The 25,687-nt window shown below is 59.0% G+C and carries 23 protein-coding genes; 17 read left to right on the top strand and 6 right to left on the bottom strand.

All coding sequences use genetic code 11. From position 1 onward, the window contains the following. The first annotated feature begins 156 nt into the window (after positions 1-156). The 4 genes from N2599_RS30020 to N2599_RS30005 all read left to right on the top strand — a co-directional run bounded on the left by N2599_RS30020 (position 157) and on the right by N2599_RS30005 (position 4,316). Entirely contained in the window at positions 157-2,346 is a 2,190-nt protein-coding gene (locus tag N2599_RS30020) for a GDSL-type esterase/lipase family protein (RefSeq protein WP_027509791.1), read from the top strand. Between the two features lie 112 nt (positions 2,347-2,458). Beyond that, the gene (locus N2599_RS30015) at positions 2,459-3,499 is read left to right on the top strand and encodes an acyltransferase family protein (protein WP_027509792.1); all 1,041 of its coding nucleotides are present in this window, start codon (positions 2,459-2,461) and stop codon (positions 3,497-3,499) included. Positions 3,500-3,720: 221 nt separating this feature from the next. Then, entirely contained in the window at positions 3,721-3,897 is a 177-nt protein-coding gene (locus N2599_RS30010; RefSeq protein WP_156915261.1) for a hypothetical protein, read from the top strand. After that, on the top strand, positions 3,894-4,316 hold the full coding sequence (locus N2599_RS30005; protein WP_037141831.1) for a DCC1-like thiol-disulfide oxidoreductase family protein: 423 nt from the start codon (positions 3,894-3,896) through the stop codon (positions 4,314-4,316). Before N2599_RS30010 ends, N2599_RS30005 begins: the two co-directional genes overlap by 4 nt. Positions 4,317-4,488: 172 nt before the next feature. Here N2599_RS30005 and N2599_RS30000 read toward each other — a convergent pair whose 3' ends face one another. Beyond that, the gene (locus tag N2599_RS30000; RefSeq protein ID WP_027509794.1) at positions 4,489-5,967 is read right to left on the bottom strand and encodes a thiol-disulfide oxidoreductase; all 1,479 of its coding nucleotides are present in this window, start codon (positions 5,965-5,967) and stop codon (positions 4,489-4,491) included. 573 nt (positions 5,968-6,540) lie between these two features. Between N2599_RS30000 and N2599_RS29995 the strand changes: the two genes are divergently transcribed. Together N2599_RS29995 and N2599_RS29990 are read left to right on the top strand one after the other, a co-directional pair. Continuing rightward, on the top strand, positions 6,541-8,037 hold the full coding sequence (locus N2599_RS29995) for a lipopolysaccharide biosynthesis protein (protein WP_027509795.1): 1,497 nt from the start codon (positions 6,541-6,543) through the stop codon (positions 8,035-8,037). Positions 8,038-8,114: 77 nt separating this feature from the next. Continuing rightward, a complete protein-coding gene (locus N2599_RS29990) occupies positions 8,115-9,104 on the top strand; it encodes a phosphoribosyltransferase family protein (RefSeq protein ID WP_027509796.1) in 990 nt (329 codons plus the stop codon). A gap of 37 nt (positions 9,105-9,141) precedes the next feature. Here N2599_RS29990 and N2599_RS29985 read toward each other — a convergent pair whose 3' ends face one another. The 5 genes from N2599_RS29985 to N2599_RS29965 form a co-directional block, all read right to left on the bottom strand. Next, complete coding sequence (locus N2599_RS29985; protein ID WP_051336546.1) at positions 9,142-10,263, bottom strand: glycosyltransferase; 1,122 nt, start codon at positions 10,261-10,263, stop codon at positions 9,142-9,144. 78 nt (positions 10,264-10,341) lie between these two features. Then, on the bottom strand, positions 10,342-10,785 hold the full coding sequence (locus N2599_RS29980; RefSeq protein WP_027509797.1) for a hypothetical protein: 444 nt from the start codon (positions 10,783-10,785) through the stop codon (positions 10,342-10,344). A gap of 13 nt (positions 10,786-10,798) precedes the next feature. After that, positions 10,799-12,241 (bottom strand): GMC oxidoreductase, encoded by a 1,443-nt coding sequence (locus N2599_RS29975; RefSeq protein WP_027509798.1) that lies wholly within the window; start codon positions 12,239-12,241, stop codon positions 10,799-10,801. A 209-nt stretch (positions 12,242-12,450) separates the two neighbouring features. Then, entirely contained in the window at positions 12,451-12,993 is a 543-nt protein-coding gene (locus tag N2599_RS29970; protein ID WP_167333896.1) for a sugar transferase, read from the bottom strand. 1,835 nt (positions 12,994-14,828) lie between these two features. Further along, a complete protein-coding gene (locus N2599_RS29965; RefSeq protein ID WP_084606446.1) occupies positions 14,829-15,410 on the bottom strand; it encodes an A24 family peptidase in 582 nt (193 codons plus the stop codon). A 262-nt stretch (positions 15,411-15,672) separates the two neighbouring features. Between N2599_RS29965 and N2599_RS29960 the strand changes: the two genes are divergently transcribed. The 11 genes from N2599_RS29960 (at position 15,673) to N2599_RS29910 (ending at position 25,685) form a co-directional block, all read left to right on the top strand. Then, entirely contained in the window at positions 15,673-15,885 is a 213-nt protein-coding gene (locus tag N2599_RS29960; protein WP_084606447.1) for a hypothetical protein, read from the top strand. Between the two features lie 90 nt (positions 15,886-15,975). Then, positions 15,976-16,887 (top strand): Flp pilus assembly protein CpaB, encoded by a 912-nt coding sequence (cpaB, locus tag N2599_RS29955; RefSeq protein ID WP_027509800.1) that lies wholly within the window; start codon positions 15,976-15,978, stop codon positions 16,885-16,887. A 60-nt stretch (positions 16,888-16,947) separates the two neighbouring features. Continuing rightward, a complete protein-coding gene (locus N2599_RS29950; RefSeq protein ID WP_027509801.1) occupies positions 16,948-18,429 on the top strand; it encodes a type II and III secretion system protein family protein in 1,482 nt (493 codons plus the stop codon). Beyond that, complete coding sequence (locus N2599_RS29945) at positions 18,374-18,715, top strand: hypothetical protein (protein ID WP_245209235.1); 342 nt, start codon at positions 18,374-18,376, stop codon at positions 18,713-18,715. The genes N2599_RS29950 and N2599_RS29945 overlap by 56 nt, the downstream gene beginning before the upstream one ends. 93 nt (positions 18,716-18,808) lie before the next feature. After that, a complete protein-coding gene (locus N2599_RS29940; protein ID WP_027509803.1) occupies positions 18,809-20,416 on the top strand; it encodes a TadE/TadG family type IV pilus assembly protein in 1,608 nt (535 codons plus the stop codon). Continuing rightward, a complete protein-coding gene (locus N2599_RS29935) occupies positions 20,416-20,895 on the top strand; it encodes a TadE/TadG family type IV pilus assembly protein (RefSeq protein ID WP_027509804.1) in 480 nt (159 codons plus the stop codon). Before N2599_RS29940 ends, N2599_RS29935 begins: the two co-directional genes overlap by 1 nt. Next, the gene (locus tag N2599_RS29930) at positions 20,889-21,530 is read left to right on the top strand and encodes a TadE/TadG family type IV pilus assembly protein (protein WP_027509805.1); all 642 of its coding nucleotides are present in this window, start codon (positions 20,889-20,891) and stop codon (positions 21,528-21,530) included. The genes N2599_RS29935 and N2599_RS29930 overlap by 7 nt, the downstream gene beginning before the upstream one ends. Before the next feature lie 28 nt (positions 21,531-21,558). Further along, positions 21,559-22,701 (top strand): response regulator/pilus assembly protein, encoded by a 1,143-nt coding sequence (locus tag N2599_RS29925; RefSeq protein ID WP_027509806.1) that lies wholly within the window; start codon positions 21,559-21,561, stop codon positions 22,699-22,701. After that, complete coding sequence (locus N2599_RS29920; RefSeq protein ID WP_027509807.1) at positions 22,698-23,264, top strand: L,D-transpeptidase; 567 nt, start codon at positions 22,698-22,700, stop codon at positions 23,262-23,264. Before N2599_RS29925 ends, N2599_RS29920 begins: the two co-directional genes overlap by 4 nt. A 16-nt stretch (positions 23,265-23,280) precedes the next feature. Further along, positions 23,281-24,735: a TadA family conjugal transfer-associated ATPase gene (locus N2599_RS29915; RefSeq protein WP_027509808.1), complete on the top strand. Its 1,455-nt coding sequence runs from the start codon at positions 23,281-23,283 to the stop codon at positions 24,733-24,735. After that, complete coding sequence (locus N2599_RS29910) at positions 24,732-25,685, top strand: type II secretion system F family protein (protein ID WP_027509809.1); 954 nt, start codon at positions 24,732-24,734, stop codon at positions 25,683-25,685. The genes N2599_RS29915 and N2599_RS29910 overlap by 4 nt, the downstream gene beginning before the upstream one ends. Positions 25,686-25,687: the final 2 nt, after the last annotated feature.

The raw sequence follows: 25,687 nt of genomic DNA, 5'->3' as shown, positions 1-25,687 counted from the left end.
TACAATGCTGAATTGATCTGCCGGGCAACGCTCGGCGAACAAGGCCGCAACGCGTTGAAGAGCAGGAGCCGGAAGCCGGCCTGAACTGCTTCCCGGCACCTCGTAGGACTTTGCCACACTGAAGTTTGAGGCTGCGCTGCTTGAGAGGAGATACCCATGGCAGAAAGCGCGATTGTCGGGGGTTCTGGCCCCGATGTGTTCTATGACGATAATCGGCGGAACACGTTCGATGGCGGCGGGGGAGTGGACACCGCAAGCTACAGCCGGTCCTCGCACGGGGTCATTGCCGATCTCGAATCCGGGCACGCCTATAAATTGCTCGCGATATTGCCTTTTGGCGATTCCATCACTTACGGCGTGATCGGCAGCACCACCAATACCGAGAGCGGTGGATATCGCAAATTCATGCTAGATCGACTGCATGCCCTCAACGTCCAGATCGACCTCGTCGGTTCGCTGTCCAACGGTCCCGCTGATATGGAAGACCGTGATCACGAAGGACATCGCAATTGGACGCTCAACCAGTTGAATAGCATCGATGCAAGCGTCCTGGCAGCGACCCGGCCGGATGCCGTGCTGCTTATCGCCGGCACCAATGACAGCTCGACCGACAGCGTGCAGACGATGCTACAGGATCTGCGCGATCTGTTGCTCAGCCTTACGTCTCAAAACTCCAGCTCGACGGTCTTCGTCGGTTCCTTGCCTCCGGTTCGCGTCGGCCAGCAGTCGCAGGAGCGGGCCGACCGGGTCGACGCTTATAACGACGCAATGCCTGAGCTCATCGAAGAACTGGCCGCACAGGGGCGCAAGGTGGTTTTCGTCGATATGCGCGGCCTGACGCCCGATGACATAACGGCGCCGCCGCAAGATAGCGGATTGCACCCGACGGCCGGAGGCTACGAGAAAATTGCTTCGTACTGGCTGGACGCGCTGGAGCAGCATTTCGGCTTGAGCGAGACGGGCATCGGAACCGATCGCGATAGCTTCATCAGCATAGAGAACCTCACCGGCTCTTCCTTTGTCGACCAGCTGAGCGGTGACGGCGGAGCCAACACCTTGGACGGCCTCGGCGGGGATGACCTGCTTCAGGGGCGGGGCGGCGGCGACGTGCTGATCGGTGGAACAGGCGCCGACACGCTGATCGGCGGGGCGGGCGACGATGTCTACTATGTTGACAATTCCGGAGACAAGACGACTGAAGAGGCTGGCGGTGGTGCCGATGAAGTGCACGCCTACCTCAACTGGACGCTTGCCGATCATGTCGAAAACCTGTTCCTGAGGTCGGCTGCCAACCTGGCAGGTGCCGGCAATGCCAGCGCCAATAGGATCATCGGCAATAGCGGCGCGAACAGGATCGATGGGCTCGGCGGCGGCGACACCCTCGACGGTCGTGGCGGAGCCGACCGGATCATCGGCGGCGCCGCCAACGACATCCTGACGGGTGGGGCCGGCGACGATAGGTTCGTCTACGCCATCGGCGACGGCCACGACGTCATCACCGATTTTGACCTTTCCGGCAACGATACCCTGGAGATTGCCGGCTATCAAAGCTACAGCGAGCTCCGCCAGGTAGGCGCCGATACGCTGGTCGTCTTTTCCAGCAGTGACACGCTGCTTCTGAAAGGGGTGGATAGCACCTTCATGAGCGCTCAGGACTTCATCTGGGTCTCACCCGCCGATGCCGATCAACTTCCGCCTGGTGCGATCGTCGGAGATTCCGGAGACAATACACTCAAGGGGAGCAGCGGTGCTGACCACATCGACGGAATGGGTGGAACCGACGTCCTGGATGGAAAAGCAGGAGCCGATAGGCTTGTCGGCGGCACCGGCAATGACGGCTATTACGTCGAGAACATCGACGACCAGACCATCGAACAGCCGGACGGCGGGATTGACGAAACTCACGCTTATTTGAACTGGACACTGACCGACAATATTGAAAGCCTGTTTTTGAGGTCGTCTGCCAATCTCAATGGCCAGGGAAATGCGTTGGCCAACACGATCAACGGCAACAGCGGCGCCAATAGGCTCGAGGGCGGCGGCGGCAACGACATGCTGGACGGGCGCGGCGGTAACGACCGCCTGGTGGGCGGCATGGGCGGCGATATCCTGACGGGCGGGTCGGGTGGCGACATCTTCGTCTTCAGTGCCGGCGATGGTCGCGATGCAATCACGGATTTCAACACAGCGGGCGACGATCTCGTGGAGATTTCCGGATACCTTGCCTATGAGGAACTGCGCCAGCTCGAAGACGATACGCTCGTGGTCCTCTCCGACAGCGACTCGCTGTTGTTGAAAGCTGTGATTGCGTCGAACCTTTCGGTCGGCGATTTTCTGTTCGCGTAAACATGGCCGTACGATCAACAATTGGGGGTTGTCATCGATCTTCTGCTGTGCACAATGCTTCTTGAAAGAGCCGATCGATTGGGCTGGTCGATCGGGCCACTGGAGGCTAACAATGCGCCAGACTTGGCTCGACGTCGCCAAAGGCGTGGGCATCGTTCTCGTTGTCCTCGCCCACGTTCTCACCCACAGCAAATGGCAATGGGCACCAGGGGTCTATTTTGCGATCGCCCTCTTCTATATGCCGTTTTTCTTCGTTATCTCCGGCTATCTCTTCACGGTGTCCGATCGAAAGGTTCTGCTTTCGAAGCGGGTGAGGGGCCTCTTGATCCCCTACGTGGCCTTTCTTGGCCTTGTCATCGCGGGCTTGCTGCTCGTCGATCTCTTTCGAGGTGAAGTACCGGCGCCATGGCAAATCAGGGAACTGATGACGAACGCGATTTGGGGTGGGAGGTACCTGACCCGCGAACTCGGCGTCTTCTGGTTCGTGACCTGTCTCTTTGCGACCCAGATTCTCTACAATGAGGTTGCGCTCAGAACCGCCGGGCCGACCGACCCAGCCATGCTGATCTTCGTGGCCGCTTCCGTCGTCCTCGCTTATGTCATCCAGGCCTATTGGCCGGATGTGCGCTCGCCTCTCGCGCTGACCAATGTCCCGCTCGCCATCGGCGCCTTCTGGTTCGGGCATGTCCTGCGAGAACGCCTTATTAGCGCGAATGCAATTGCTGTGGCTGCGATTGCAGTTTTCGGGATCTCAATCGCCGCTGCCTGGGCGGGCGCCGACTTTGCGGTCACCATGAAAGCCACCAAATACGGTCCACCGATCCTCGGTCTGCTGCTCGCTTTGGCCATCTCAGTCACCGTGCTCAGCGTCATTCGTTTGGTCTCCACGCCAAACGTTCCGGTCGCGCCGGTTGCGGAGCTCGGCAGAGCTTCGCTGGTCATCATGTTCGGCCACCAGTTCGTTCATTTCACGCTGCGCGATTCAGGGGTGTCATCCGAGGTCACTCTGATCCTCCTGTCCGTCGGGCTGCCTTACCTCCTCTATCGCCTCCTGAAGTCATCGGCGATTCTCTCCCCCTGGTTCTTGGGATATGGCTCTCTGTCGCTCAGCGTCGATCATATGAAGCGCAGCCTTGCTGGCCGGGCGAGATGAGCTTCGCGGACGCCTAAATACAACCGTAGGGGATAAATTTACTTGATCCTGCACCAAATTTGAGCGAGATTGTGCATCGCACCAGATTGGCGACGGGCGGCTTAGGGCCGTTGGTAACGGAACTTATGGTCGCGCTTGGTCCCTATGTGCCCGTTGGTCGTCAATGAAGCAAGTCAAATGACGTGAACCCAGCAAGGGAACGAATGAGAATGCTTCGAGACATGCCTGTTTACAAAAAGCTCATCGCACTTGGCGTCGTCGGTCTGGCGGCGGTCGGGGTCTTCGATGCGCTTGTCAACTTGCCCGTCGTTTCCGGCTGTACATTCTACGGCGAATGCGCCTTGGGCGACGCCTCGACGCCGCCCACGGATCCAGGCATCGACCCGGTGGCCCAATGACCGCGCCCGCGAAAATGGCGCTCATCGTCTATGATGGCGATTGCGTCTTTTGCCAGAGCTATGTTCGCTTCATGCGATTGCGTGAAACCGTGGGGCCGGTCGAGCTGCTCGATGCCCGTTCCGGTGATCCGCGCGTTGCGAGCTTCCAACGCGAGGGCTATGACCTGAACGAAGGGATGCTCTTCGTCTTCGAAGATCGCGTCTACCATGGCGACGAAGCCGTCAACCTTTTGGCGATCCTCAGTTCTTCGTCGTCGCTGTTCGGTTGGCTCAACCGTGCGATCCTTTCCAACAGGACAGCCGCAAGGCTGATCTATCCCGCACTCAAGTTCGGCCGCCGCCTGACGCTGCGACTGCGCGGCCGGTCGCTCCTTCCCGCCGATCTGGACCAGTCCCCCGATCCGGGCAAGGGCTGGTGAACCGACACGATTGCCCCGATCCACGATCCGGAAAGCTTGACGGTGCCGGTCGGATTTGCCCTCACCGGATGGAACGCGACTGTGGGTGCCTTTCCGGCCGCGTCCTGCCTAAAGCTATTAGAATCGATCGCGTTTATGATTTTGGGCCGATTCGGCCCAAAATCATCCTGATCTAGTGCGTGCAAACCTTCGGGCGGGAGAAGTCCACGAGCTTGAAGAGCAGCAGCTTGCGCTCGAGGATATTCGGCATTTCCTCTGCGAGAGTCGCTGCCGTTGCCCGCGTTACAGTGACGCCATCCTTCACATAGGTCACCCAAGCTTGCGGGTTCCACCGGAGCTGCCGCTTCAGATCATGCAGGATGTGGTAATTGCCGGCCTGCGATTGCTGCACCCAGCGCGGCTCGGAGGAGTCGACGACCTTCACGACATCGTTCTGGTAGTTGAAAAGATATGGCGGCTTGGAAAAGAGCAGGTGGTTGGTCTGGCCAGCCTCCGTATGCAGATTGCTGAACATATTGATGGAGCTCTCGGTTTTCAGGCCGACATAGGGCGACAGGCAAGAGACAAAAAACAGGCCAGGCACGACGTAAACCCAAGCCGGCGGGCGGGGCGCGGAAACATCCTCGCAAGGCAAGTTCGCTAGCGCCACGTAGGTGAGTACGACCATCGCCGCTCCGCCAACGACCGCCCAGGTCAGGATCCAGACGGAATGGACGGCCATGTCGAAGGAGCGTTCCGGGAAGGCCAGGGCCAAAAGCATGACGACGGCAGCCGCCGCCAGCACCAGCGCCACCGCGGGCACAAGCGTTCCGATCCGCCCGAAGTTTTCGCGCAGCGCATTGGCGACGCTCAGCGAGATGCCATAGAGCATCTGGCTGGCAGGCGTCGGGATGCTCAGCACATAAAGCGCAAAAACCAGGCTGGAGAAATCCATGTACCAGGAATAGGCAGAGATCGGGATGATGTAGTGGAAGATCAGCGCCAGGATGAAGCCGGCGGCGAAATAGCGCTTCCAATAGAGCGAGACGATGGCGATCGCCTCGATAACAAAGGTGGCGTAAATCGCCAGATATTGGCCGAACAAGTTGTCCGCGAGACCGAAGGGACGGGCGAGCGGCGCATAGAGCCCCACGGCGCAACTGACGGTAGGATCGAGAAAATCCGTGTTGATCTTATGAAAGATGCCGTAGAAGTACATGATCGCGAGCAGGGCGCGCGCAACAACACGGATCTGGTTGTAAAGGGCCACACGGTCTATGGAACCGCCACGGCCCGCCTTCACGTAGAGCACGGCCGCGCTGAGCAGGATAGCGCCGTTCATGACGGTGGTTATCGTCTTGTTGTTCGAGGCGACCGGGAGGCGAATGGCGTACAACGCAAGCGACACTGCGACCAGTGCCAACAATATCCCGGTGCGTCGCGGGTAAAGGAAAAGCAAGAGACTGAGCAGAATCACGGCCCAGCTCAGAGCCATATAGGCGGAGCCCTTGTAGCCAATGAGGCCATGGGTATCGCCGGCGATACTGAAGATCGCCGCCATTGCCCAGAAGGGCGTGAATGCGGTGAGACCGTCATAGGTGTAAGTCAGGTCTCTGACGTTGGTGGCTTTATTCCGACCAAGATTCCAGAAAGGTATCGCCCTTGCCGTCATCACGAATTCCACTTCGAGTTACCATTGAGCGTCCCTTTGGGGACAAACGTCGCTCCTGCGTGACCCTTGAGCCGGAAGCGGTTCAGGGAACGTCATGCAGTCGTTGGTGTGCGATATCGATGGTTGAGCGGCGCGGCCGCCGTGTTGGATAGATATCCCTCCGTATTGTCCGACCATCTTCGCACCTCGGATCCGAAGCCTTGCCGCTTGACGGCAAATGTCGCCGGAAAGCTGTGGCCTTGAGCGGCCAACCGCTAAGTTGAGACACCTGCAGTCTAACAATCAACCTGAAACTGTAAATACCGTTTCTGAAGCGCAGTAGACGCGGGAGTCTTGCCACCTATGGTTCGGTTGCAGAGACACGTTAATACGTGAGATGCTGTGCGGCAACATTCATTGTGCGGTGCATTGCAAATTGCTTTTTTGTTGCGCTGCAACTGAAATCCCGCTATTGCAGGGCGTTCGATCACAGTGATGTTTCTAAAGAGTTGAGACGCGGGATGTGGGTGGAAAACCCCGCACACTATTCCTCACTCCGCTCTCTTGGACCAAAACCGGGATAAGGGTAGGAATTTGCAGGCCAGCCCATTCGATCCGCCCGAGGGCTCGCTTCGCAAGTCCGTCGGACGCGGCGCTGTCGCGACGGGCCTCGCTCAATCCGTCAAGGTTTCGACCCAGATCCTCTCGGTCATTGTCCTTTCCCGCCTGCTGTCGCCACAAGATTTCGGCATTGTGGCTATGTGCTCCCCCGTTTTGGTCTTCATCGCGCTGTTCCAGGACTTTGGCCTAACCCAGGCGACCGTTCAGAAGAGTTCGATCAGCCACGATGAAGTCAACTATCTGTTTTGGATCAACGTCGCGGTCAGTGCGGCACTTGCCTGCCTTCTCGCTGCAATCGCGCCGTTGATTGCCGCTTTTTATGGCGAACCTCGGGTCAGTCTTCTGGTGGCCGCAATGGCGTTGCAGATTCTGGCCTATGGCCTCGGGGCCCAACACCTCGCCTTGCTCAATCGCCGCATGGCGTTCGGCCGCCTCGCCATAATCGAAGTCGCAGGCGCAATTGCAGGCTTGGCTGTCTCTGTCGCATGGACGCTGATCGACCGATCCTACTGGGCGCTCTATGCAGGTACGCTGACCGGCGCTGTTCTGCCGGCACTTTGCTACTGGATGAATTCTCGATGGCGTCCGGGATTTCCGCGAAAGGTCGACGGTGTCGGCCAACTGCTCAATTTCGGCGCCGGGATTACCGGTTTCAATTTCGCCAACTTCTTTGCCCGAAACCTCGACAACATCCTGATCGGAAGATACTGGGGCGAAGCGCAGCTTGGGCTTTATGATCGCGCCTACAAGCTTCTTCTGTTTCCCTTGAGCCAGATCGCCAACCCGCTTTCGCGGGTCATGGTTCCTGCCCTTTCACGGCTGAACGGCGAGCCCGACCGATATCGCAGCGCCTACCTTCGCGTGATGCGTCTAATGCTGCTTGTGGCACTGCCCGGCGTGGCAACCGCTGTGGCAATGTCGGACATCCTTATTCCCTTCTTTCTCGGTGAGCAGTGGCGGGAAAGCTCAGATATCTTTCGCGCCCTAGGATTTGCCGGCTTGCTGCAACCGCTGAACAACCCGGCGGGCTGGCTGTTTATCAGCCAAGGCCGGTCCGGCGATTTCATGCGCTGGGGGATCGTCACGGCCCTGACGTCTGCTCTGGCGTTTGCCATCGGATTACCTTATGGCGCACTGGGTGTGGCGGTCGTTTACGCGGCGAGCGAATATCTGAGAACCCCTTTCCTGTGGATGTATGTCGGCAGGAAAGGCCCGTTGAGGGTCGGGGATATGCTGCGGGCGGCAACCCCATTCGTCCTCGGTGCTCATCTGGCACTGGCTGCAGTCTGGTTTGCCAAGCCGAGCCTGCCGCATCAGGAAACCCTTGCGATTATAGCGGCCGCTATCCTTTCATATTTGGTCGCTCTCGTCGCGGCGCTGCTTTTTCCGTCCGGCCGTGAGACGCTGCGAGAGGGGCTTACGCTCCTATCAACAAGGTTGACTAAGCCGGTAGGAAGGCAGGTAAAGTAGGCGCACACACCGCCTTCGCCGCACTTGCCGACTATCGACAACGTCCCGAGGCCGCCAGCAGAAAGAGGTCTGAATCCATGCACTATCGATCAATCGCCGATATGAACGCTACGATTGTCGGGAATCTGCATCGGCTACCGCGCGACATTGATCTGGTGGTTGGCATTCCGCGCAGCGGGATTCTCGCCGCCAATCTCGTCAGCCTGACGGCGAACATTCCGATGACCGATCTTGACAGCTTCATCGCCGGAAAGACCTTCTCGTCAGGGGTCACGAAACGACGGGCGGCTCTCGACCGCAGCACATCGGAGATGCGCAAAGTGTTGGTCATTGATGACAGCATCAACGGCGGCACCGCTATGAACGACGCCAGGGCCAGGATCGCGGCGGCCGGCACTGCCGCCGAGCTGCTGATATATGCGGCCGTCTATGGCTCATTCGACCATCACGAGGAGGCGGACTTCATATTCGAGTCCGTACCTCAGCCGCGGCTGTTCCAGTGGAATTTCATGCATCATAAATTCCTTGAGCAGAGTTGCGTCGACATTGACGGTGTATTGTGCCTTGATCCAACGGATGCGGAAAACGACGACGGGCCGGCCTATGAGCGCTTCTTGGCGCAGGCACGTCCCTTGCACGGACCGACCCGGAAGATTGCCTATCTCGTGACCAGTCGGCTGGAAAAATACCGGTCTTTGACTGAAGAGTGGCTCGCGGCACACGGAGTTCAATACAACAAGCTGATCATGCTTGACCTGCCAAGCAAGGAGGAGCGGCAGCGGCTGGCCGCCCATGGTAAATTCAAGGCCGAATTCTATCGAACCTCCGACGCGGTGCTCTTCATCGAAAGCGAATACGAGCAGGCGGTGAATATTGCGAAGCTCTCGGGAAAACCGGTGCTGTGTATTGAGACGCAAGAGATGGTCTCACCAGAGGGGCTGTCGGTGCGATTGAAGCAGGCAAGAACCGCGGAAGGGCGGCAGGCCATGCTAAAGGCGGTGGCGCGGACGGTGCTCGGAGAAAGAGGCTACGAGGCCCTGAAAAGTCGGGTCAGGAAGCCGGCCTGACCGGCTTTCCTATACCGCAAATCGCCACGTTGGTGAATCAAACGAAATCCCAACCGGGTCTCCCAGCCGATCCAACCCGAAACCGGTACGATGTTTGGCCAACAGCGGCCGCCCGGTTGACGACATCCAGGAAGGTCGAGAACTGCCGCTGCGGATCCAGTTCCGGCCGCCGCGAAAACCTTCGGGCGGCCGACGATAGTCGTTCGTATTCGTCAGTGTCGTTCCAGAGCCGCCTGACTGCGCCGACCCACTCCTCTGTCGGAGCATCATAGTCGAGCACGACTCCGCCCTCACCTATTGCCTCCGGCAATCCTCCACGTCGCGATCCGATTACTGGAATGCCGCTGCAATGGGCCTCCGATGCGACGCGGCCCCATGCCTCCTCCCATTTACTAGGCATGAGCAGGATCTTGGTGCGCCCATAGACCGTTTTCATGTCACTGGTGCGGCTTTCTAGGCGGATGTTCGTGAAGGGTTTGATCGTTTGTTCGATTTGCGCCCGGTGATCGTCGGCAAGTTTCCAGCTCTCTACGAACAGAAACGGGAGTTCAGGGCATTGCTCTGCAATGCGGACGGCAAGATCGAAACCCTTTTCGTTATAGGGATTGACCAATGTAACGTATGCTTTCGTGGTGGGCGTAGCGTACAGGCCGGCGTCAATCGTAGGGGGAATGACCGTCGACTTGATTCCAAACTTCTCCTTGTACGCTCGCGCTGTGAACTGCGAATTCGCGATATAGAGGGCTGAATGCAGTTCGCGAAGATCGCCAGCCAGCTCATGGAATTCGACGTTTCTGAGATAGACGACCAGCGGCACGTTCTGGGCCTGCAAGGCCTTTCCGATCGGTACGGATCTTTGGCACTGCACGACCGCGACATCAGGTTTGATCCGCTCGACTGCGAAGGTTGCCGCCTCCCAGGGAAACCAGGCCCTGACAACGGGATAACCCGGAAAGTGATCAATCACTGCGCGCTGGCGCAGGATTTTCATTTTGGCGCGCGCCTTGAAGCCGAAAATGCCGTCCCCGAACAGCGAGGCAAGCACAGCCGCTTCGTGACCTTGGTTGCGCAGTTGCTTCACGAGGTGGTGGGTGCTCGACTGAACGCCACCGCTGAACTCGGGGTAGTACCCGTTTCCGCCTGCAAACAGAATTTTCATCGACCTACTCCTTGCTGCGTTGCAAATGTCCTTGAGGCCCAGCGGCCAATGCGAGAGCGGGGCGGCCCCCGAACTGCGCTAAGCTGACTCGAAGTTCGCGAACGGGTTCACGCAATGCTGTGAGCCTGTGTACTGTACGGGATCGTCCGGTGCGCTTCGCCAAGCGAAGTCGGTCAGCAGATGAAAGTCAGCCAGTAACCAGCGCTCGAACTGCTCCAGTCGCTGGGCGGCATTCTCGGGCAGAAGCGGGCGTGCGACGGCGCCCAGTCGAAGCCGTTCAAGAAGCGTTGACGCGTCGGCGAGTTTTCCCGTGGGGAAGTCCCAGGGATTTCGCTTTTGGAAATCCAGTACAAATGCCCGTAGATGATCGTCCGTGATGTTCAACTCGCCAAGGTACTTTTCAAGCGTGGCGCGCGCCAAATCCACATCAGAGAAAGATCGCATTGCGGCATAACCGAAACCGGTTGATGCAACCCCGCTTGCCATCAGGGCAAGCACCATGCGACGGGAAAATCTGATCATTCGTGCACTCCTCTCATGCAATTCGGCTTGCCGCTCGCAGGGATAAAGCGGCGGCCGTCAGGCTGGGATTGGCGCAGGAGCAACTCGCAAACGTGCTTGTGCCAACGACAACCAGGTTCCTGAGCTTGTGATGGATCATGTCTCGATCGACGACCGAATTGCTCGGGTCCGTGCCCATTCGAAGCGTGCCTTGCACATGCGACTCGGTTCGCCGCTGACCGCGGTCGGCGATCTTTTCAACGGGCAGCGGCGCAAGTAGTTCGGGCAGTTTCTCTCGTGCACGGGCCATCCCTTCAACCGCATAATCGGCCGGTCCCCTGTAGGTGACGTACGCGTTCTCGTTCTCGTCGAGACTGACAAAATTCTCCGGCTCGAGCAGGTCTTCCGTGACGACAATGATCGGCAGGGTTTGCCGCAACCGCCCTTTTTCCGGCCGCAAGCCATGCGGCCATCGATTCTCGAAATAGACCAATGCTGCCGCATATTCTGATCTATGGGCTCCGTCGTAGAGGCCGAAGTTCAGTCCGGTGGTAATCGTGCTGCCGTCGAAATTCTCGACGTCATCAAGATAGGCTTCGAAGCTCCAGCCATAGGATTCGTGCAGGCCACGCCCCACGAATTCGCCGCCGAGATCCGATCTGAGCATGATTGCCGCGCTCTGGATTCCATTCGCGCCGAGGACGAAGAAGTCGCCGGTGACCACATGCTCCTTACCGCCATGACGGAAGGTCACGGCGCGAATGGAGCCGGCGGCGTGGTCCAGCCGGCGCACCTCCGAGCCGAGGCAAACAGAGACGTCCGGGTGCTCGAACACATGCATCAAACCGTTGTTCGCGGTGAACTTTGCATCCACGGGGCAGAGCCAACATCGAAGCGATGCGCAGCATGGCGGGCGCTGTTCCGTCGCGATCCGCGCACGCGCCGTCGGCATGACGAAATGCCGGTCGGGCTGGGCCGCCTTCATCAGGCGATCGGGTGTAGACATGCGATGCGGCGGCTGCGGGAAGGGCATCGAGCGCGGCATGATCGCGGCCATGTCCGGGTCGCCGGAAATCGACATGACCATTTCCGCCTCACAGTAGAAAGGCTCGAGATCCTCGTAGCTGATCGGCCAATCCTGGCCGATGCCATAACGGCTTTTCAGCCTGAAATCATTCGGATGCAGTCGGGGCGTCTGGGCAAACCAGCAGTTCGTTCCGCCCCCAAGCCCTATCGTATAGTTCCACGGCTTTGTCGAGTTGCTCTTGTAGGTTTCCTCGTCCTTAACATCGGTATTGGCACCATGTTCAAGCTGCCACTCGTGCGTGTTGTGCCTGCCCCATTCGAGGAGTAGAACCCGGGCTCTGCGGTGCTTGGCAAAGCCATGAAGAAAGAATGCCGAGCCGAAGCCGGAACCGATCACGACAACGTCGAAATGCTCTCCTGCAACCTTTTCAGGACGGATATCTAGGACCATTCGCTAGCCTTTTTTTCGAGAAGTGGATTGGAATGCTGTCTTAACGAGCGCTGCCGGGGCGTCGTCCTTGAGGGCAAAGGCTGACAAAGAAGGATCGACAGGGCCAACTTGAACAAGCGCCAGGTTCATTTCGGGCACGTCCTTTGTAGGGTGCGAAACACGCTCGGTTCCGGACTTCTCAAAAGCTTCACGCCAGCCGGCGTCGATATTCAGCCGCCACGCGGCAAACAGGCGGCAGCGACACACTTGGAAATAATGTGCAGGTCCCCAAGGAACGACCAGGTTTCGGCGTAGAGCCGCTCAAACTTCAGCTGGTTCGAGTGCCGCGCCTGGTCGCTCGCACCCAGTCGCCATGGGCCTGTCAAACCGGGCCGTGACTTCAGGTAGAATTCCGCTACGTTTCCTAGGACTATAAGGTCGCCCGGCGCCATCGGGCGCGGGCCGATGATACTCATCTCCCCGCGCAAAATGTTGATGAACTGCGGCACTTCGACGAGGCTGAGCTTCGTCAGTAGAGCGCCAACTGGAGTGACGTGCGGATCGTATTCGAACGCCTGAGCCCGCGCGGCGGGACGGAATTGCGCGACCGCTAAGCCGCCCGCCTCCTCCAACGCCGTACGGAACCGCAGGCAGTTGAAGACGCAGCCACCGCGCCCAATTCGGAGATGTCTCTGGAAGACAGGTCCGCCGTCGGCAAACACGACAAGGCAGGCAAGCAACAGCAGTAACGGGCTGAGGAATGCAAGTGCCAACAAGGCTCCCGCGATGTCGAACCCGCGCTTTATGAGTCCGTCGCCGGTCCGCCGGGACACTACTTGCGCGCGTCGGAGCCTCGGGCTTCTTGACCAGGCATAGTCCTTCATTCCACAACCTCAGGGTGGCGAACTGGAGGACTCACCTTAACAAAAATATGCCGCGATGCAACATAAACGTGAATATTCTGCTGCCCGAGGGAGGATTTTCTATTTCGGGAATATCCATTCTTCCTACGGAAGGTGAGGCTTATCCAGCGAAACACACGATGCCGACAACACGAAACATTTGGTGCTGGAAGGATAAAAACATGAATTAAACCAATGTGGTACAAGGCCGCCTCAGATTATCCCAGCGCTGATTTTCAAGGTGTGAGCCAAGGTAGTCGTGAGTGGTCGAGGGGTATTGTGGGACGACGACGCGACGATCGCGGTTGCGAACAAACGCAAAAGCGACGCGGATCTGGAAACCGATTGAGTGAGAATGTTCTTCCAACGTAAACGAGAATTTCCCCGCAGCTTTTGCTGTTGAGGTGCTGAGGCATGAGAAGCTGTGCGGGAAAGCGGCGAGGTGGCCCCATCGTCGTACGAACAACCGGAAAGATAGACTATCATGTCCAAAGTCGAAGATCTCAGCCGCTCAATAACTGTATTGGATCAAGCTCGCACTGTGCTTCCATGCCGGAGCGCTCGGATGGGTCGCACTGATCACCGTCGGCTCGCTCTACACACCTCAAGTGGAAACATTAAATTTACTGCCGTCTGCAAGAGAAAATTGATCGTAAGTACTCAACAGTATTAATCATATGCCTGTTGTATCTATACCTGATAGGGGCTGAGCGCAGTTTTTCTATCTGCGTGTTTGACATTTCAAGGTGAGTTTGTGCTCGTTGATGCCACCGGTGTGAAGCATCGATTTCGGATTGCAGACATTAGAAATTATTCCGGTCTGCGATGCCGAAGCATGCCGAGACTTCGTTCTCGCACGTCGGAGCTCAACTAGCGGGGGCTCGCGCGGGCTGATGCACGATGCAGATTTGTCGCGGGCGGCGGCGAACCGGCCGCAATTGCGAGTGTCAAACGTGTCCGAGCACGAGAAAGAGACCGGCCCAGAACATGGCCGACAGCTCCGCTGCAACCAAGAATCCTATCGCATGCTCATGCATTCGTTTCCCCTCCAGGTCGCCGAGACGCGCGTGTATTTATCAGTCTCAGCGAAGGCACCGCATCGTAAGATATCGGTAGCTCTGACAACCCAACCCATTGTCTGCGTCCCAATGTCATGCAACCGCAACGGATAATGGCGGCCATTTGTTCCGCCATGCCTCGATTGGCCGACGTCGCCGGTGCCTGCCGAACTGGCCGTGAGCTTCCGCGGGAACGAAATGTTCTGGCATACCTCGTCTGACATCGATGCAATCAACTTGCCTGCGGTGCGAATCTGGATTCGATGGTGACGTTCGCAAGCACCTACGTCCGCAAGATGTGCTGCGATTAGCTGGATTAACGGATTTCCTCAATCTCGTTCTCCTCAGAATATCGAAGCTAACCCGCCCTTCGAAGATGGCTGGCTTGGGGCCTCTCGGACGTCACGCGTGCTCCTGAGTTTTGGGAAGCTGGCAGGCTCTTGCGGTGGGCGATTTTCCCATATGGAGCGGTTTCGGCGAGCGGCAAAACGCCTCTCATTTGCTCGTGAATTTCCGCTTCCCACCACCCGTTGCGGACCGATACGGCCCTTTTCGACCGATCAAGACAGAGGTGCGTGAACGCACCTGGGCGGCAACATTTTTAAGTCGTTAGCTATGGTCTCTAGTTCTTCGCTTTCATGCTGGTGATCACACCGGAAGCAGTAGTGCGGGAACTCCTGGTGCCCTGGAAGCGGACGTTGCCGAAGCGGCAGATTCTGCGGAGGGCACAGCAAGTGTGAGGAGAGCCGCGAAGACCATGACGACGCCATACGGTACCTTGCGGCTCGCCCGGATTTCCTCGATGCGCATAAAAAAGGCGAGATGCCTAAACGGCAGCGGCACCGGCAGCCGCAGCATCAGCAGCGTCGCGACGCCGAGGACGAGGAGAAAGATCGAAAACGGCAGCATGCCGTGCCAGCCGACGAAAAGGCCGATCGGCAGGAAGAGCTTGGCGTCACCGGCGCCGAACATCCGTAAAGCCCAGAGCACGACACCTAGCGCGAACATCAGCAGGCCGGCACCGACATCGCCGCCGATCCCAGTAGGGGCAAACAGCGTCGCGCCGACATCCTCGGAGCCAAGCATCACGGCCACGGCGCGCAGCGCATACAGGGTTATGAGCGCGAGGACGAGTGTGTTGGGAATTTTCCACGTTCGGAAATCGGTCCACCCGGCATAAAGAAAAAGCAATACGGAAAGCCACGTAGTAAAGCTGACTATTTGTACCATGCCACCTAACTCTATTGGCGAAGATAATCTACAAATTCAGCTCTAAAGCCGATGCATGCCGCGATGGAACAGTTTTTGCGGCGCAATTTGTCGAGCCGCGTCTTAACCATAAACTATATACGACGCTTCGTATGCAATATCACTAATTGACTAAATTAGAATTAACAGATTATTAATATACGTAGTCGGAGGGGTGGTCTCGACGGCAAGAGGCGGTGCCGGGGGAATGACGGCGAGCCAAGTAATCTGGAGGTAATTCTCGATGAAAGCACTTGTAAATAGTGTACGCGCTTTCGCGCGGGAAGAAGACGGCGTGGCACTGACTGAATATCTTATTCTGCTTGGTTTGCTGGTCGGCGGAGTTGTTGCATCGGTTCTCACGATCGGCGGGGAACTCAACACGGCATGGGCATCGTGGGCGACTTGGTTCCAAGCTCAAACCCTCACGGCACCAGCGGCTACTCCTACTCCTTGATTTTGGAGCTGAAGAGAGGGGTTTTGTTAACGCCTCTCTTCTAATTTAGTCATATTGGAAGTATCCCACCCAGTGTAGCGAGTAGCGGTGATGCGTTCTTCAACGATTTTCAGTCTCGTTATTGCTTTCGTGCTCGCAGGAGCAGCGGTTTTCGGAATGCGCGAGTATCTCGCCGATCAGCAGGCCCGGCTCCTGGCGATGGGCCGCACCAAGACGCAGGAAAAAACGCTGGTTGTCGCCGCCAAGCCGATGCGCTTCGGCGACCGGGTGCGCCCCGAAAATCTCAAGGCCATCCCATGGCCCTCAAACGAAACGCCCACAGGCTCGTTCGCAAGCATCGAGACCGTAGTCGGCGACGATGCCCAGCCGCGCTATGCCATGGAGGCGATCGATCCGGGCGAGCCGGTTCTGTCCTCGAAGATCACCGGAGCCGGCGAGCGGGCCACGCTGTCGGCGGCGCTCGACCAGGGCATGAAGGCGGTTTCCATCCGCGTCAACGACGTGCTGGGGGTCGCCGGCTTTGTGCGGCCTTCGGATCGCGTCGATGTGCTTCTGACACGGCTCGTGCGTGACCCGGCCGGCAACGACCAAACCTTTGTCGACGTGCTGCTGCAGGGCGTGAAGGTGTTGGCCGTGGACCAGACCGCGGACGAGCGCAAGGACGAGCCTTCCGTCGTGAAAACCGTGACCTTCGAGGTGACGACCGACGAGGCGCAGCGTCTCACGCTCGGCGCCACAATCGGCACGCTGTCGCTGACGCTTCGCAACATCGCCTCGTCCTCCGTCGAAGAGACCCGGCAGATCACGGTCGCCGATCTCGGCGGTGGGCCGACGGCGACCGAACTCGGCAAGGATCTGGCGAAGACGCCGGAGCGCGAAAAACAAGTTGAGATTGTCGAAAGCAAGGTCGAACCGGCATTGCCGATTGAGCCAAAGTGGGCGACTGTGGGCGTCTGGAACACGACCAAGCGCGAGGAGCACAGAGTCGGCCTGATCCAGTGACATAGATGCGGGATACCCGCAGCGCGAGCGCGGCGGCCGAATGGGGGGGTGGAGGCAGGCATGTCGAGGGGCAAGAGGGGAATCGCAAGGTCGAGCCTTGCGGCACTGGTCGCAGTGTTTTCGGCCTGTGTGTGCTGGGGGCCAGGCTTTACCGGGCGCGCCGACGCACAGGAAAAGTTCGTGACGCTCGGCGGCTCGGTCCAGCAGGTCACGCTGCCTCCAAACGAGACGCTGACGCTCAATACCGGCCAGACGTTTGGCGATCTCGTCATCGGCAGCGCCGATATGATCGACGTGGTGCCGCTGTCAGACCGGTCGCTGTTCATTCGCGCCAAGCAGATCGGCGCTACCAATATCTCGGTCTATGACGACAGCAAGAGACTGCTCGGCGTCATCGACGTCCGCGTCGCCAGCGATTTCAGCGAGGCGGCCCTCGCCATCCGCTCCGCCGCGCCCCGGGCTCAGGTCAGGGTGTTCAACTCCAATGATCGCATCCGCCTGACCGGCAGCGTACGTGATGCCGTGGAATTGCAGCGGGTGATTGAAATTGCCCAATCCTATTCCGAGCGACCGGTGCTAAACCAGCTCAAGGTCAGCGACAGCCAGCAGGTGATGCTGGAGGTCCGTGTCATCGAAGCCTCGCGCCAGACGGGCCGCGACCTCGGGATTGGTTGGTCCGGGCGAGGCAACAACGGCATCGGCAAGGCAACGACCAGCCAGGGCATCGGAGTGGACGACGGCAGCCTCGTCCGCACCCTGCTCGACCCCAAGGGCGCAGCGACGGGTATGCAGCCCTTCGGCCAACTAATCGCCAAGGTGCTGGAAATCTCGGGCGGCCAAATTGACGTAGTGATCAACGCGCTCGAGCAGAAAGGTGTGGTGCGCCGACTGGCGCAGCCGAACCTGATCGCCATGAGCGGCTCGACCGCCAGCTTCCATGCAGGCGGCGAAGTGCCGATCCTGACCACGACGACCAACGGCGCGACCGTCGCCACCCAGACCGACTATCGCCCCTTCGGCGTGCGGCTGACCTTCAAGCCGGTGGTTCTCGATGACGGCCTCATCAACCTGCAGATCGAGCCGGAAGTCTCCGAGCTTGACACATCGATCAACGTCAACGGCAATCCGGGCTTCATCTCGCGCGCTGCCAGCACCACGGTGGCGCTGCGCGACGGGCAGAGCTTCGCAATGGCGGGGCTTTTGCAGTCGATCAATGCCAAGGACATCCAGCAATTACCGGGTCTCGGGCAGATACCGATTCTCGGCGCGCTGTTCCGCTCGACGAGTTTCCAGAAAAAGGAATCCGACCTCGTCATCGTCGTCACCCCGCATATCGTGCGGCCGGCCTCGCCAGGCGAGGACCTCTACAGTCCGCTCGACCAGACACGTTCGTCGAACGACGCGGAGCTGTTCGCGCTCGGAATATTGGAAGTGGACAAGGACATGCTGCGGCGCTTTCGCAACGGCGAAGGTGTGAAGGGGCCCTATGGCCATCGTCTCGATCTGGACCAGGGAGGCCAACTTGCTGTTGCAAAAAGATAAGCGCGTGCTTCTCGTCTTTATCATCGCCAGCCTGGTTTCCGGCTGCGCCGACTACATGAACCATCGCGACTCGATCACCTTCGGGCTCGGGAACGCCCTGGAAGCCAACAAGGCCATCCATACGCAGGACCCGTTCCCGCCGCAAGCGCAGCGAACCCGTATCGCGAGCGACGGCAAGGTGATCCGCAGGGTGGTCACCGATTACCAGAACGGCGGGTCGGTTATCGCGCCGACAGCGGGCATGGCGGTCAATGGGACGTCCAACGGGGCGGCCATCAGTCAGTAACTATCGAAAGGCATGAACGGCGGCAACGCCGGAAGGGAAAAGACGCACAAGGCACGGAGGTCACGGCGATAGCGCTGCGATGGGGGTATGCCAATGCTTAGCAGGGTTATCAGACAGTTCTGGAATGATCATCATGGCTACGTCATCGCCTTGACGCTTATCGCCATGCCGCTGCTTCTCGGCTTTTCGTTGCTGGTCATCGATGTAGGCCGCAGCAGCAATCTGCATACCGACCTGCAAAGCGCCGTCGATGCCATGGCGCTGGCCGGAGCCCGCGAACTCGACGGCCGCGACGATGCGATCGACCGGGCGGACGCGGCAATCAAGAAAATTGCCAACAGTGCAGCTTTTTCCGGTGGTGGGAACGGTATGTCGCTCGGCTCGTACATAACGGTGAGCTATGCCCCCGGAAACGATGCCGGGAGCACCGTTATTGTCAAATATCTCAAGAGCATACCGGATCAGGATGACGACGACATCGACCTTGATACGATGGAGGCGGAGAATTCCAACGAAGCCTCCTATGCCTGGGTCATCGCCAAAGAACAGGCGATGCAGACAATCTTCCCAATACCAGCGGGCCTTACACGTGACACAGTCAATGTCTCGGCGGATGCCGTGGCGGTCTACCGGGTGAGCGCCTGCGACGTGACGCCCCTGTTTATCTGCAATCCGTTCGAACCCGGTGGGAACACGAGCGAGACTGCAAGCGAAGATGCGGCAGAGGCCTTGCACACCAATTTTGCGGCCGGCAATCTCTATGGCGTGCAGATCGAGCTTCACAGCACTTCGGCGTCCAACCCCGGTCCCGGCAATTTCGGGTTTTTGCGAACTCCCTTGGGTAACGGGGCGTCCGAGCTGGCGGAGGCTCTTGCCACCGGCAATCCCGGTACCTGCTATACACGCGACAGCCTCGATACCGAGACCGGTGCAAAGGCGGGGCCGGTCGAAGACGGCGTGAATACGCGCTTCGGCTACTACTCCTCGTCGTTCAATAAAGTGCGGGGCAATTATCGCTATCGCCCAGCCCAAAACGTGCGCTCTGCTCAAACGATAACCGGAAATGGCGGCAAGGGATGCGATACGTACGATCCGGTAAAATTCGAAGACATTGTCGGCGATCCCGCCAAGGCTTTACCGCTAGGTTACGGAGCGGCCATGACCTCCCTCTCCGGCGGCAAGATCAGCAGCGGTAACAACTGGCAGTATACGACATACTGGAACGTTGCGCAGGGAACGGCCGCTCCCTCAACAAGCACGATCTTAAGCAACCACTCCAGTTATCCGCAGCAGGCAGCCGGTACGCCATCCCAGCCCTCCGCCTACGACGTCTACCGCTACGAGCTCACAAACCCGGCGCTCATCAGCCACGCCTCGGCGAACGGCGAGACGGGGACGCCTGCGACAGGCGGCCAGTGCTACAGCGGGCCAAGCCTCGCGGACTATACGGCGGCCGAATATGGCGATCGCCGCGAGATCTTCTCAGCCATCGTAAACTGCGGCTACGAGCATTCCGTTGACCATTTGAACGGCCGTAAGGCCACCCGCGCGGTCGCCTTTGCCCGGATGTTCCTGACCAAGCCGGCGATCAAAGATGGCAGTGAGCGATACCTCTCGCTCGAAATGATCGACATAACCGGCAAGGGCGGGCGCGGTACGCTCGATGAGTTTCTGCGCGAAGAAGCGGAACTAGTCCGATGATGATGGCGCTCCGCAATTTCGTCCGGCAAGGTCTCGGTCTCGGCTTCTGGTCAAGGCAGGAGGGAGCGGTACTGGCCGAAGCGCTGGTGGCGGTGCCCTTTGTGACGCTGTTCGCCGCCGGTATTTTCGAATTCGGCAACATTTTTTGGGAGCGGATGCAGATCGATGCAGGCCTGCGCGATGCGGGGCGCTATTTGTCGCGCTGTCGGCCGGCGTCGGCAACCTATGAGCCGACATGCAATCAGGCGACGGCGAAGACGATCGCCTTTTACGGAACGCAAACTCCTGCAGCGGAAGCTAAACCCCGCGTGCCGGGCTGGAAGGATCCTGCCGACATCACCATCGCAGCGCCCGATGCCGACGGAAACATTACTGTTTCTACCGCTCACCTCTACCAGACTTCGCCTCTGTTCGGCTGGCTCGGACTCGATGCCATCACCATCAGTTCCTTCCATGAAGAGAGATACATCGGATGGTGAGCACTCGGACATTTGAGGCGTTTTGGCAAGATACCCGTGGCGTCAGCCTCACCGAGGCGCTCGTGACCTTTCCGATCGTTATGCTGGTGTTTGCTGCCTTCGTCGAGTTTGGCTATGCGATGGCGCAGTGGAACCAGACCGTCAAGGCACTGCAATATGGCGCCCGCCTGGCTGCAGTATCCGATCCGCTGACGACGAATTTCGATGCCCGTTTCCCGATCGAAGCTGCCGATCCACTCGACAACGGCAATGCCGCGCCGAACGATGCGGCGATTTCCTCAACCTGCGGACCGGATCTTGAGAACTGCACGGCGGCATTGAACCGGATCGTCTTAGGGAGCGATGGCGTTTGCGGGCCGGTCGGCACGTCGCGTCCGGGCATGTGCGATCTGAACTGGTCGATCAGTCCGAAATACCGAATAAAGCCGGAGAATGTCGTAGTGACCTACCAGCGCTCGGGGCTTGGCTATTGGGGCCGACCAGACGGGCCGGTGCTGACCATGCGCTTCGAGGTCCACGACGTTGCCGTCCCCGTGTTGTTCCTCGGCGCGCTCCTCGGCCTCGACGACATCCCCATGCCGGCCCATCCGGTGACGATCACCACGGAAGACCTCAAGACTTGTTCAACCTGCTGACTCCTTAAATATTGCGTAGGAAAGCGAAATGACAGCTCACATCAACATTGCCGCATCCACCAAGATATTGGTCCTTTCCGACGATGCTGCGGCCGCAAGCCTCATGCTCGATGTGTTCGGTGCGTTGTCGCGTTACGATGTGCGCCATGTGGCGCTGAAGGCGCTTGGCGAAAAAGGTCGGTTGGATTCGACGCGGTTCGACCTGATCGTTCTCGACGTCGACGACGGCGAATCGCTGCACCGTCCGGAACTGTTCGCGTTCCGCACCAGCCATCGGGATATTCCGCTCGTTGTCGTTTCCGAAGATCTACCGGACGACATGCTGCGGCTGCTCTTCCGCCTGAATGGCAATGACTGGTTGAAGAAACCGCTCGAGCGGCGCGCGTTGATTGAGGTAATCTCAACCCATGCTCCCGGCACCGGGGCAAGCGACAGCCGGGTCCATGCCGTGGTTTCGGCCGTCGGCGGTGCGGGCGCCAGCGTGATCGCTTCGTCGCTCGCGCATGTGCTTGCCCAGCCGACCAAGAATTCCGCGCCGCGGGTCGATCTGTTCGACATGGATTTTTCATCGGGGTCGCTCGGCTATTATCTCAACCTTGTCAACGACTACGACCTGAAGCCGGTCATCGCCAATCCTTCCCGGGTCGATCTGGAATTTATTGATCTGGTCCGCAAGCGTCATTCGGGCGGCTTTTCGCTGCTGTCCTTCAAGCAGCCGTCCGTTCTTCTGACGCCGAGGGGCTCCGAACTGGTGTTGCGGATGCTGGACGTAGCAGCCTTCGAGAGCGATCACACCGTCATCGACATTCCCTACTACGATACGCCGTGGAAGTACGATGTGCTCAGCTCGGTCAACAGCATCTGCATCGTGACCGAAATGACGATTCCTGCGCTTTCGCAAGCCAAGGACCTGTTCGCCAATCTGGTGCGGCTGCGCGGCAATTCGGATCAGATATTCATCGTCATCAACAAATATCGCACCAAGCTTTTCGGCCTCGGGGTGCGCCGGCAGCAAACACAGAAGATATTCGGGGAGATCCCCACTCATGTCATTGCGGATGATTGGGATACCCTAAGTGAGGCGGTCAATCGCGGGGTGCTGCCGGTGGAAGTGAATTCCCGAGCGCGCTTCTGCAGCGCGGTCGGCAAACTCGGAGCACTGGTGCGATGAAGGCGATCGACCGTCGGCGCATAAGGACCTGTGCCGCCATTTTAGGTTTTGTGGTTTTCGCGACAGCTGTCGCGGATGCGGCAGCAGGCGGGCTTGTGCCGCGAAGTCTCGGACCGAGGACAGGCGCCATGGTGACCATCGAGCAAAGCTACCCAGCAGGGACAATCGTCATTGTCAGCGGGAACCAGACGCTCGACCTCGTCGTCTCCGGAAATCGGGCGATCCGCTATAAAATCGGTGTCGGCCGCGACGGATTTCGCTGGAGCGGCGTCGTGAAGGTCGGGCGCAAATCAGAGTGGCCTGAGTGGCGGCCACCGGCCGAGATGAAGGCGCGCTCGCCGCAACTTCCGGACCTTGTACCTCCAGGGCCGTTTAATCCCTTGGGCGCTCGGGGAATCTATCTCTACAAGGGCAACACCGACACGCTTTACCGCATTCATGGAACGAACGAGCAGTCGACGGTCGGCGCCTTCGCGTCGTCGGGCTGCTTCCGCCTGAGCAACGCCGATGTCATCGATCTCTTTGAGCGGGTGAAGGTCGGTTCCACGGTCATTGTAAAATAGTCGAGGGGTGGAAGGCATGACGAACGGAATCATCGGGCGTTTCTACAAGCAGCGGGAACCGGAAAACCGGGAGCATCCGGAGGCGATCGAACTGTCTCTAGCCGGTGCGGTTCCGCACGTCCCAGCTCGGCAACCCGCGTCCGGCGAAGCGCCGGTACATGTCGAAGAAGCTTCGCTCGGGCCGGACATGGTGTCGGAGCGGGTCAATCTGCATCGATACCTGCTCGATCGTATCAACCTGGGCATTCTCGACACGCTCGACAACGAGGAGATTGCAACTGAGATCAGGCCTCTGGTCAAGGACTACATCCGGCGTAACAACTTTCCGCTCAATGCCAAGGAAATCAATGATCTGATCCGCGATATCACCGACGAGATGCTCGGGCTGGGACCGATCGAGCCGCTACTGGCCGACGACACGATTGCCGACATTCTCATCAACGGCCACGATAGCGTCTATGTGGAGCGGGGCGGCAGGCTCGAAAGCACGGCCGTGCGTTTCAAGGACGAGGACCATCTGTTGCGGGTGATCAACAAGATCGTCTCGGCGGTCGGTCGCCGCGTCGACGAATCGACGCCGATGGTCGATGCCCGCCTCAAGGATGGCTCGCGTGTGAACGTCGCCATTAGGCCGATCACGGTCGACGGACCGCTCGTTTCCATCAGAAAATTTACCCGCAAGCCGCTGACGATGGAGCGCCTCGTGGAATATGGCGCCATGGCTAATGCGATGCGCGTCCTTCTTAGCGCCGCCGTCAAGGGCAAGGTATCCATGGTCATTTCGGGCGGCACGGGTTCGGGCAAGACGACCTTGCTCAACGCGCTCTCGTCGCAAATTTCTCCGAAGGAGCGTCTGATTACTATCGAGGACGCGGCCGAACTCCAGTTGCAGCAGCCGCATGTCGGCCGGCTGGAAACTCGGCCGCCGACCCTCGACGGGCGCAACGAAATTCGTCAACGCGAACTTTTGAAAAACGCGCTGCGTATGCGTCCGGACCGCATTATCGTCGGCGAAGTGCGCGGCGACGAGGCGTTCGACATGCTGCAGGCGATGAATACCGGCCACGAGGGGTCGATGACGACCATTCACGCCAACACGCCCCGCGACGCTGTCGGCCGGCTCGAACAGATGGTAGGCATGGCCGGGATGCCGATGTCGCAGCTGAGCATTCGCTCGCAGATCTCGTCCGCCATTACGGTTATCGTGCAGGTTCAGCGCTTGAGCGACGGCAGCCGCAAGATCGTCTCGATTTCAGAGATCACCGGCATGGAGGGTGAGGTCGTGCAGATGCAGGAGATCATGAAATTCAAGAAGACCGGCACCGATGACCACGGGCGGATCCACGGAGAATTCCGCGCCACGGGTATACGGCCGCGCTTCATCGAGGAATTTGCCGAACTCGGGATCAAGATTCCTGCGATGATCTTCGATCCCGGTAAACCGCTGCAAACGGGGCCCGTTGAACCATGACCCTGATCCTGCTTTACGCGGCCGTATTCATCGCGGCCCTTGTTGCCGTCGATGCGATCGTTCGCGGCTACTTCAGGACATCCGAGCGTCACCGCGCGGTAAACCATCGGCTGAGCCTGCTCAATGTCAGCGATGATCATCGTAAGACCTACCGCGACATGCTGAAGGAGCGTGGTGCCGACGGCAGCTGGCGGCAGACCCCCTTGATGCAGCGGCTGCGGCAGTTCTACGTCCAGTCCGGCATTAAGTTCGATGCGAGGCGATTTGGCCTCTTCGCGATCGCCGGCGCACCTTTAATGTGGATGGTCGTTCAGTTTCTGGTGCCGAGCAATCTGGTCAGGGTACCGGTCTTTCTCCTGATCTGCCTCCTTATCCCTGCGCTTGTCGTCTGGCGCACCCGGGCGAGCCGCATGCGAAAATTCGCACTGAAGCTCCCCGAAGCGCTCGATGTCGCCAACCGCAGCCTGGCCGCCGGCCATCCGCTGCCTTCGGCGATTGCTCTGGTGGCACGCGAGATGCCTGATCCGATCGGCAGCGAGTTCGGCCTCCTCTCGGACGAACTCACCTATGGAGTGACGCTCGACGACGCCCTCACAAACCTGGCCGACCGGGTGGGCGTCGAGGATCTAAACCTGCTCGCAATATCGCTGAGTGTACAGGCCGGAACCGGCGGGAATCTCGTCGAAATCCTGCAGAACCTTTCGAAGACACTGCGCGACCGGACGATGCTGAAGGCAAAGGTCAAGGCAATCTCCTCAGAAGGACGCATCACCGCGATCTTCATGTCGATCTACCCGTTTCTGCTCTACGGGATGATCAAGGCGCTGTCGCCGACCTACTTCGATCCCCTCTGGGACAGCGGCCACGGAACCGTCGTCGTGTGCGTGCTGCTGGCCCTCATGGCGGTCGGGAATGTCATTCTCTACAAGCTGGTCAACTTCGAGTACTGAGC

Origin of the sequence: Rhizobium sullae (assembly GCF_025200715.1) — a bacterium.
Classification (GTDB): Bacteria; Pseudomonadota; Alphaproteobacteria; order Rhizobiales; family Rhizobiaceae; genus Rhizobium; species Rhizobium sullae.
The sequence above is the reverse complement of the archived record's forward strand: the minus strand, read 5'-3'. Positions and strand labels throughout refer to the sequence as shown.

Excerpts from the sequence above, each read along its gene's own strand:
- N2599_RS30015 (WP_027509792.1), top strand. The coding sequence starts at position 2,459 with ATGCGCCAGACTTGGCTCGACGTCGCCAAAGGCGTGGGCATCGTTCTC.
- N2599_RS29990 (WP_027509796.1), top strand. The coding sequence starts at position 8,115 with ATGCACTATCGATCAATCGCCGATATGAACGCTACGATTGTCGGGAAT.
- N2599_RS29925 (WP_027509806.1), top strand. The coding sequence starts at position 21,559 with ATGACAGCTCACATCAACATTGCCGCATCCACCAAGATATTGGTCCTT.
- N2599_RS29935 (WP_027509804.1), top strand. The coding sequence starts at position 20,416 with ATGATGGCGCTCCGCAATTTCGTCCGGCAAGGTCTCGGTCTCGGCTTC.
- N2599_RS29965 (WP_084606446.1), bottom strand. The coding sequence starts at position 15,410 with ATGGTACAAATAGTCAGCTTTACTACGTGGCTTTCCGTATTGCTTTTT.
- cpaB (WP_027509800.1), top strand. The coding sequence starts at position 15,976 with ATGCGTTCTTCAACGATTTTCAGTCTCGTTATTGCTTTCGTGCTCGCA.
- N2599_RS30010 (WP_156915261.1), top strand. The coding sequence starts at position 3,721 with ATGCCTGTTTACAAAAAGCTCATCGCACTTGGCGTCGTCGGTCTGGCG.
- N2599_RS30000 (WP_027509794.1), bottom strand. The coding sequence starts at position 5,967 with ATGACGGCAAGGGCGATACCTTTCTGGAATCTTGGTCGGAATAAAGCC.
- N2599_RS30005 (WP_037141831.1), top strand. The coding sequence starts at position 3,894 with ATGACCGCGCCCGCGAAAATGGCGCTCATCGTCTATGATGGCGATTGC.
- N2599_RS29980 (WP_027509797.1), bottom strand. The coding sequence starts at position 10,785 with ATGATCAGATTTTCCCGTCGCATGGTGCTTGCCCTGATGGCAAGCGGG.
- N2599_RS29985 (WP_051336546.1), bottom strand. The coding sequence starts at position 10,263 with ATGAAAATTCTGTTTGCAGGCGGAAACGGGTACTACCCCGAGTTCAGC.
- N2599_RS29915 (WP_027509808.1), top strand. The coding sequence starts at position 23,281 with ATGACGAACGGAATCATCGGGCGTTTCTACAAGCAGCGGGAACCGGAA.
- N2599_RS29910 (WP_027509809.1), top strand. The coding sequence starts at position 24,732 with ATGACCCTGATCCTGCTTTACGCGGCCGTATTCATCGCGGCCCTTGTT.
- N2599_RS29930 (WP_027509805.1), top strand. The coding sequence starts at position 20,889 with ATGGTGAGCACTCGGACATTTGAGGCGTTTTGGCAAGATACCCGTGGC.
- N2599_RS30020 (WP_027509791.1), top strand. The coding sequence starts at position 157 with ATGGCAGAAAGCGCGATTGTCGGGGGTTCTGGCCCCGATGTGTTCTAT.
- N2599_RS29975 (WP_027509798.1), bottom strand. The coding sequence starts at position 12,241 with ATGGTCCTAGATATCCGTCCTGAAAAGGTTGCAGGAGAGCATTTCGAC.
- N2599_RS29940 (WP_027509803.1), top strand. The coding sequence starts at position 18,809 with ATGCTTAGCAGGGTTATCAGACAGTTCTGGAATGATCATCATGGCTAC.
- N2599_RS29960 (WP_084606447.1), top strand. The coding sequence starts at position 15,673 with ATGAAAGCACTTGTAAATAGTGTACGCGCTTTCGCGCGGGAAGAAGAC.
- N2599_RS29950 (WP_027509801.1), top strand. The coding sequence starts at position 16,948 with ATGTCGAGGGGCAAGAGGGGAATCGCAAGGTCGAGCCTTGCGGCACTG.
- N2599_RS29920 (WP_027509807.1), top strand. The coding sequence starts at position 22,698 with ATGAAGGCGATCGACCGTCGGCGCATAAGGACCTGTGCCGCCATTTTA.
- N2599_RS29945 (WP_245209235.1), top strand. The coding sequence starts at position 18,374 with ATGGCCATCGTCTCGATCTGGACCAGGGAGGCCAACTTGCTGTTGCAA.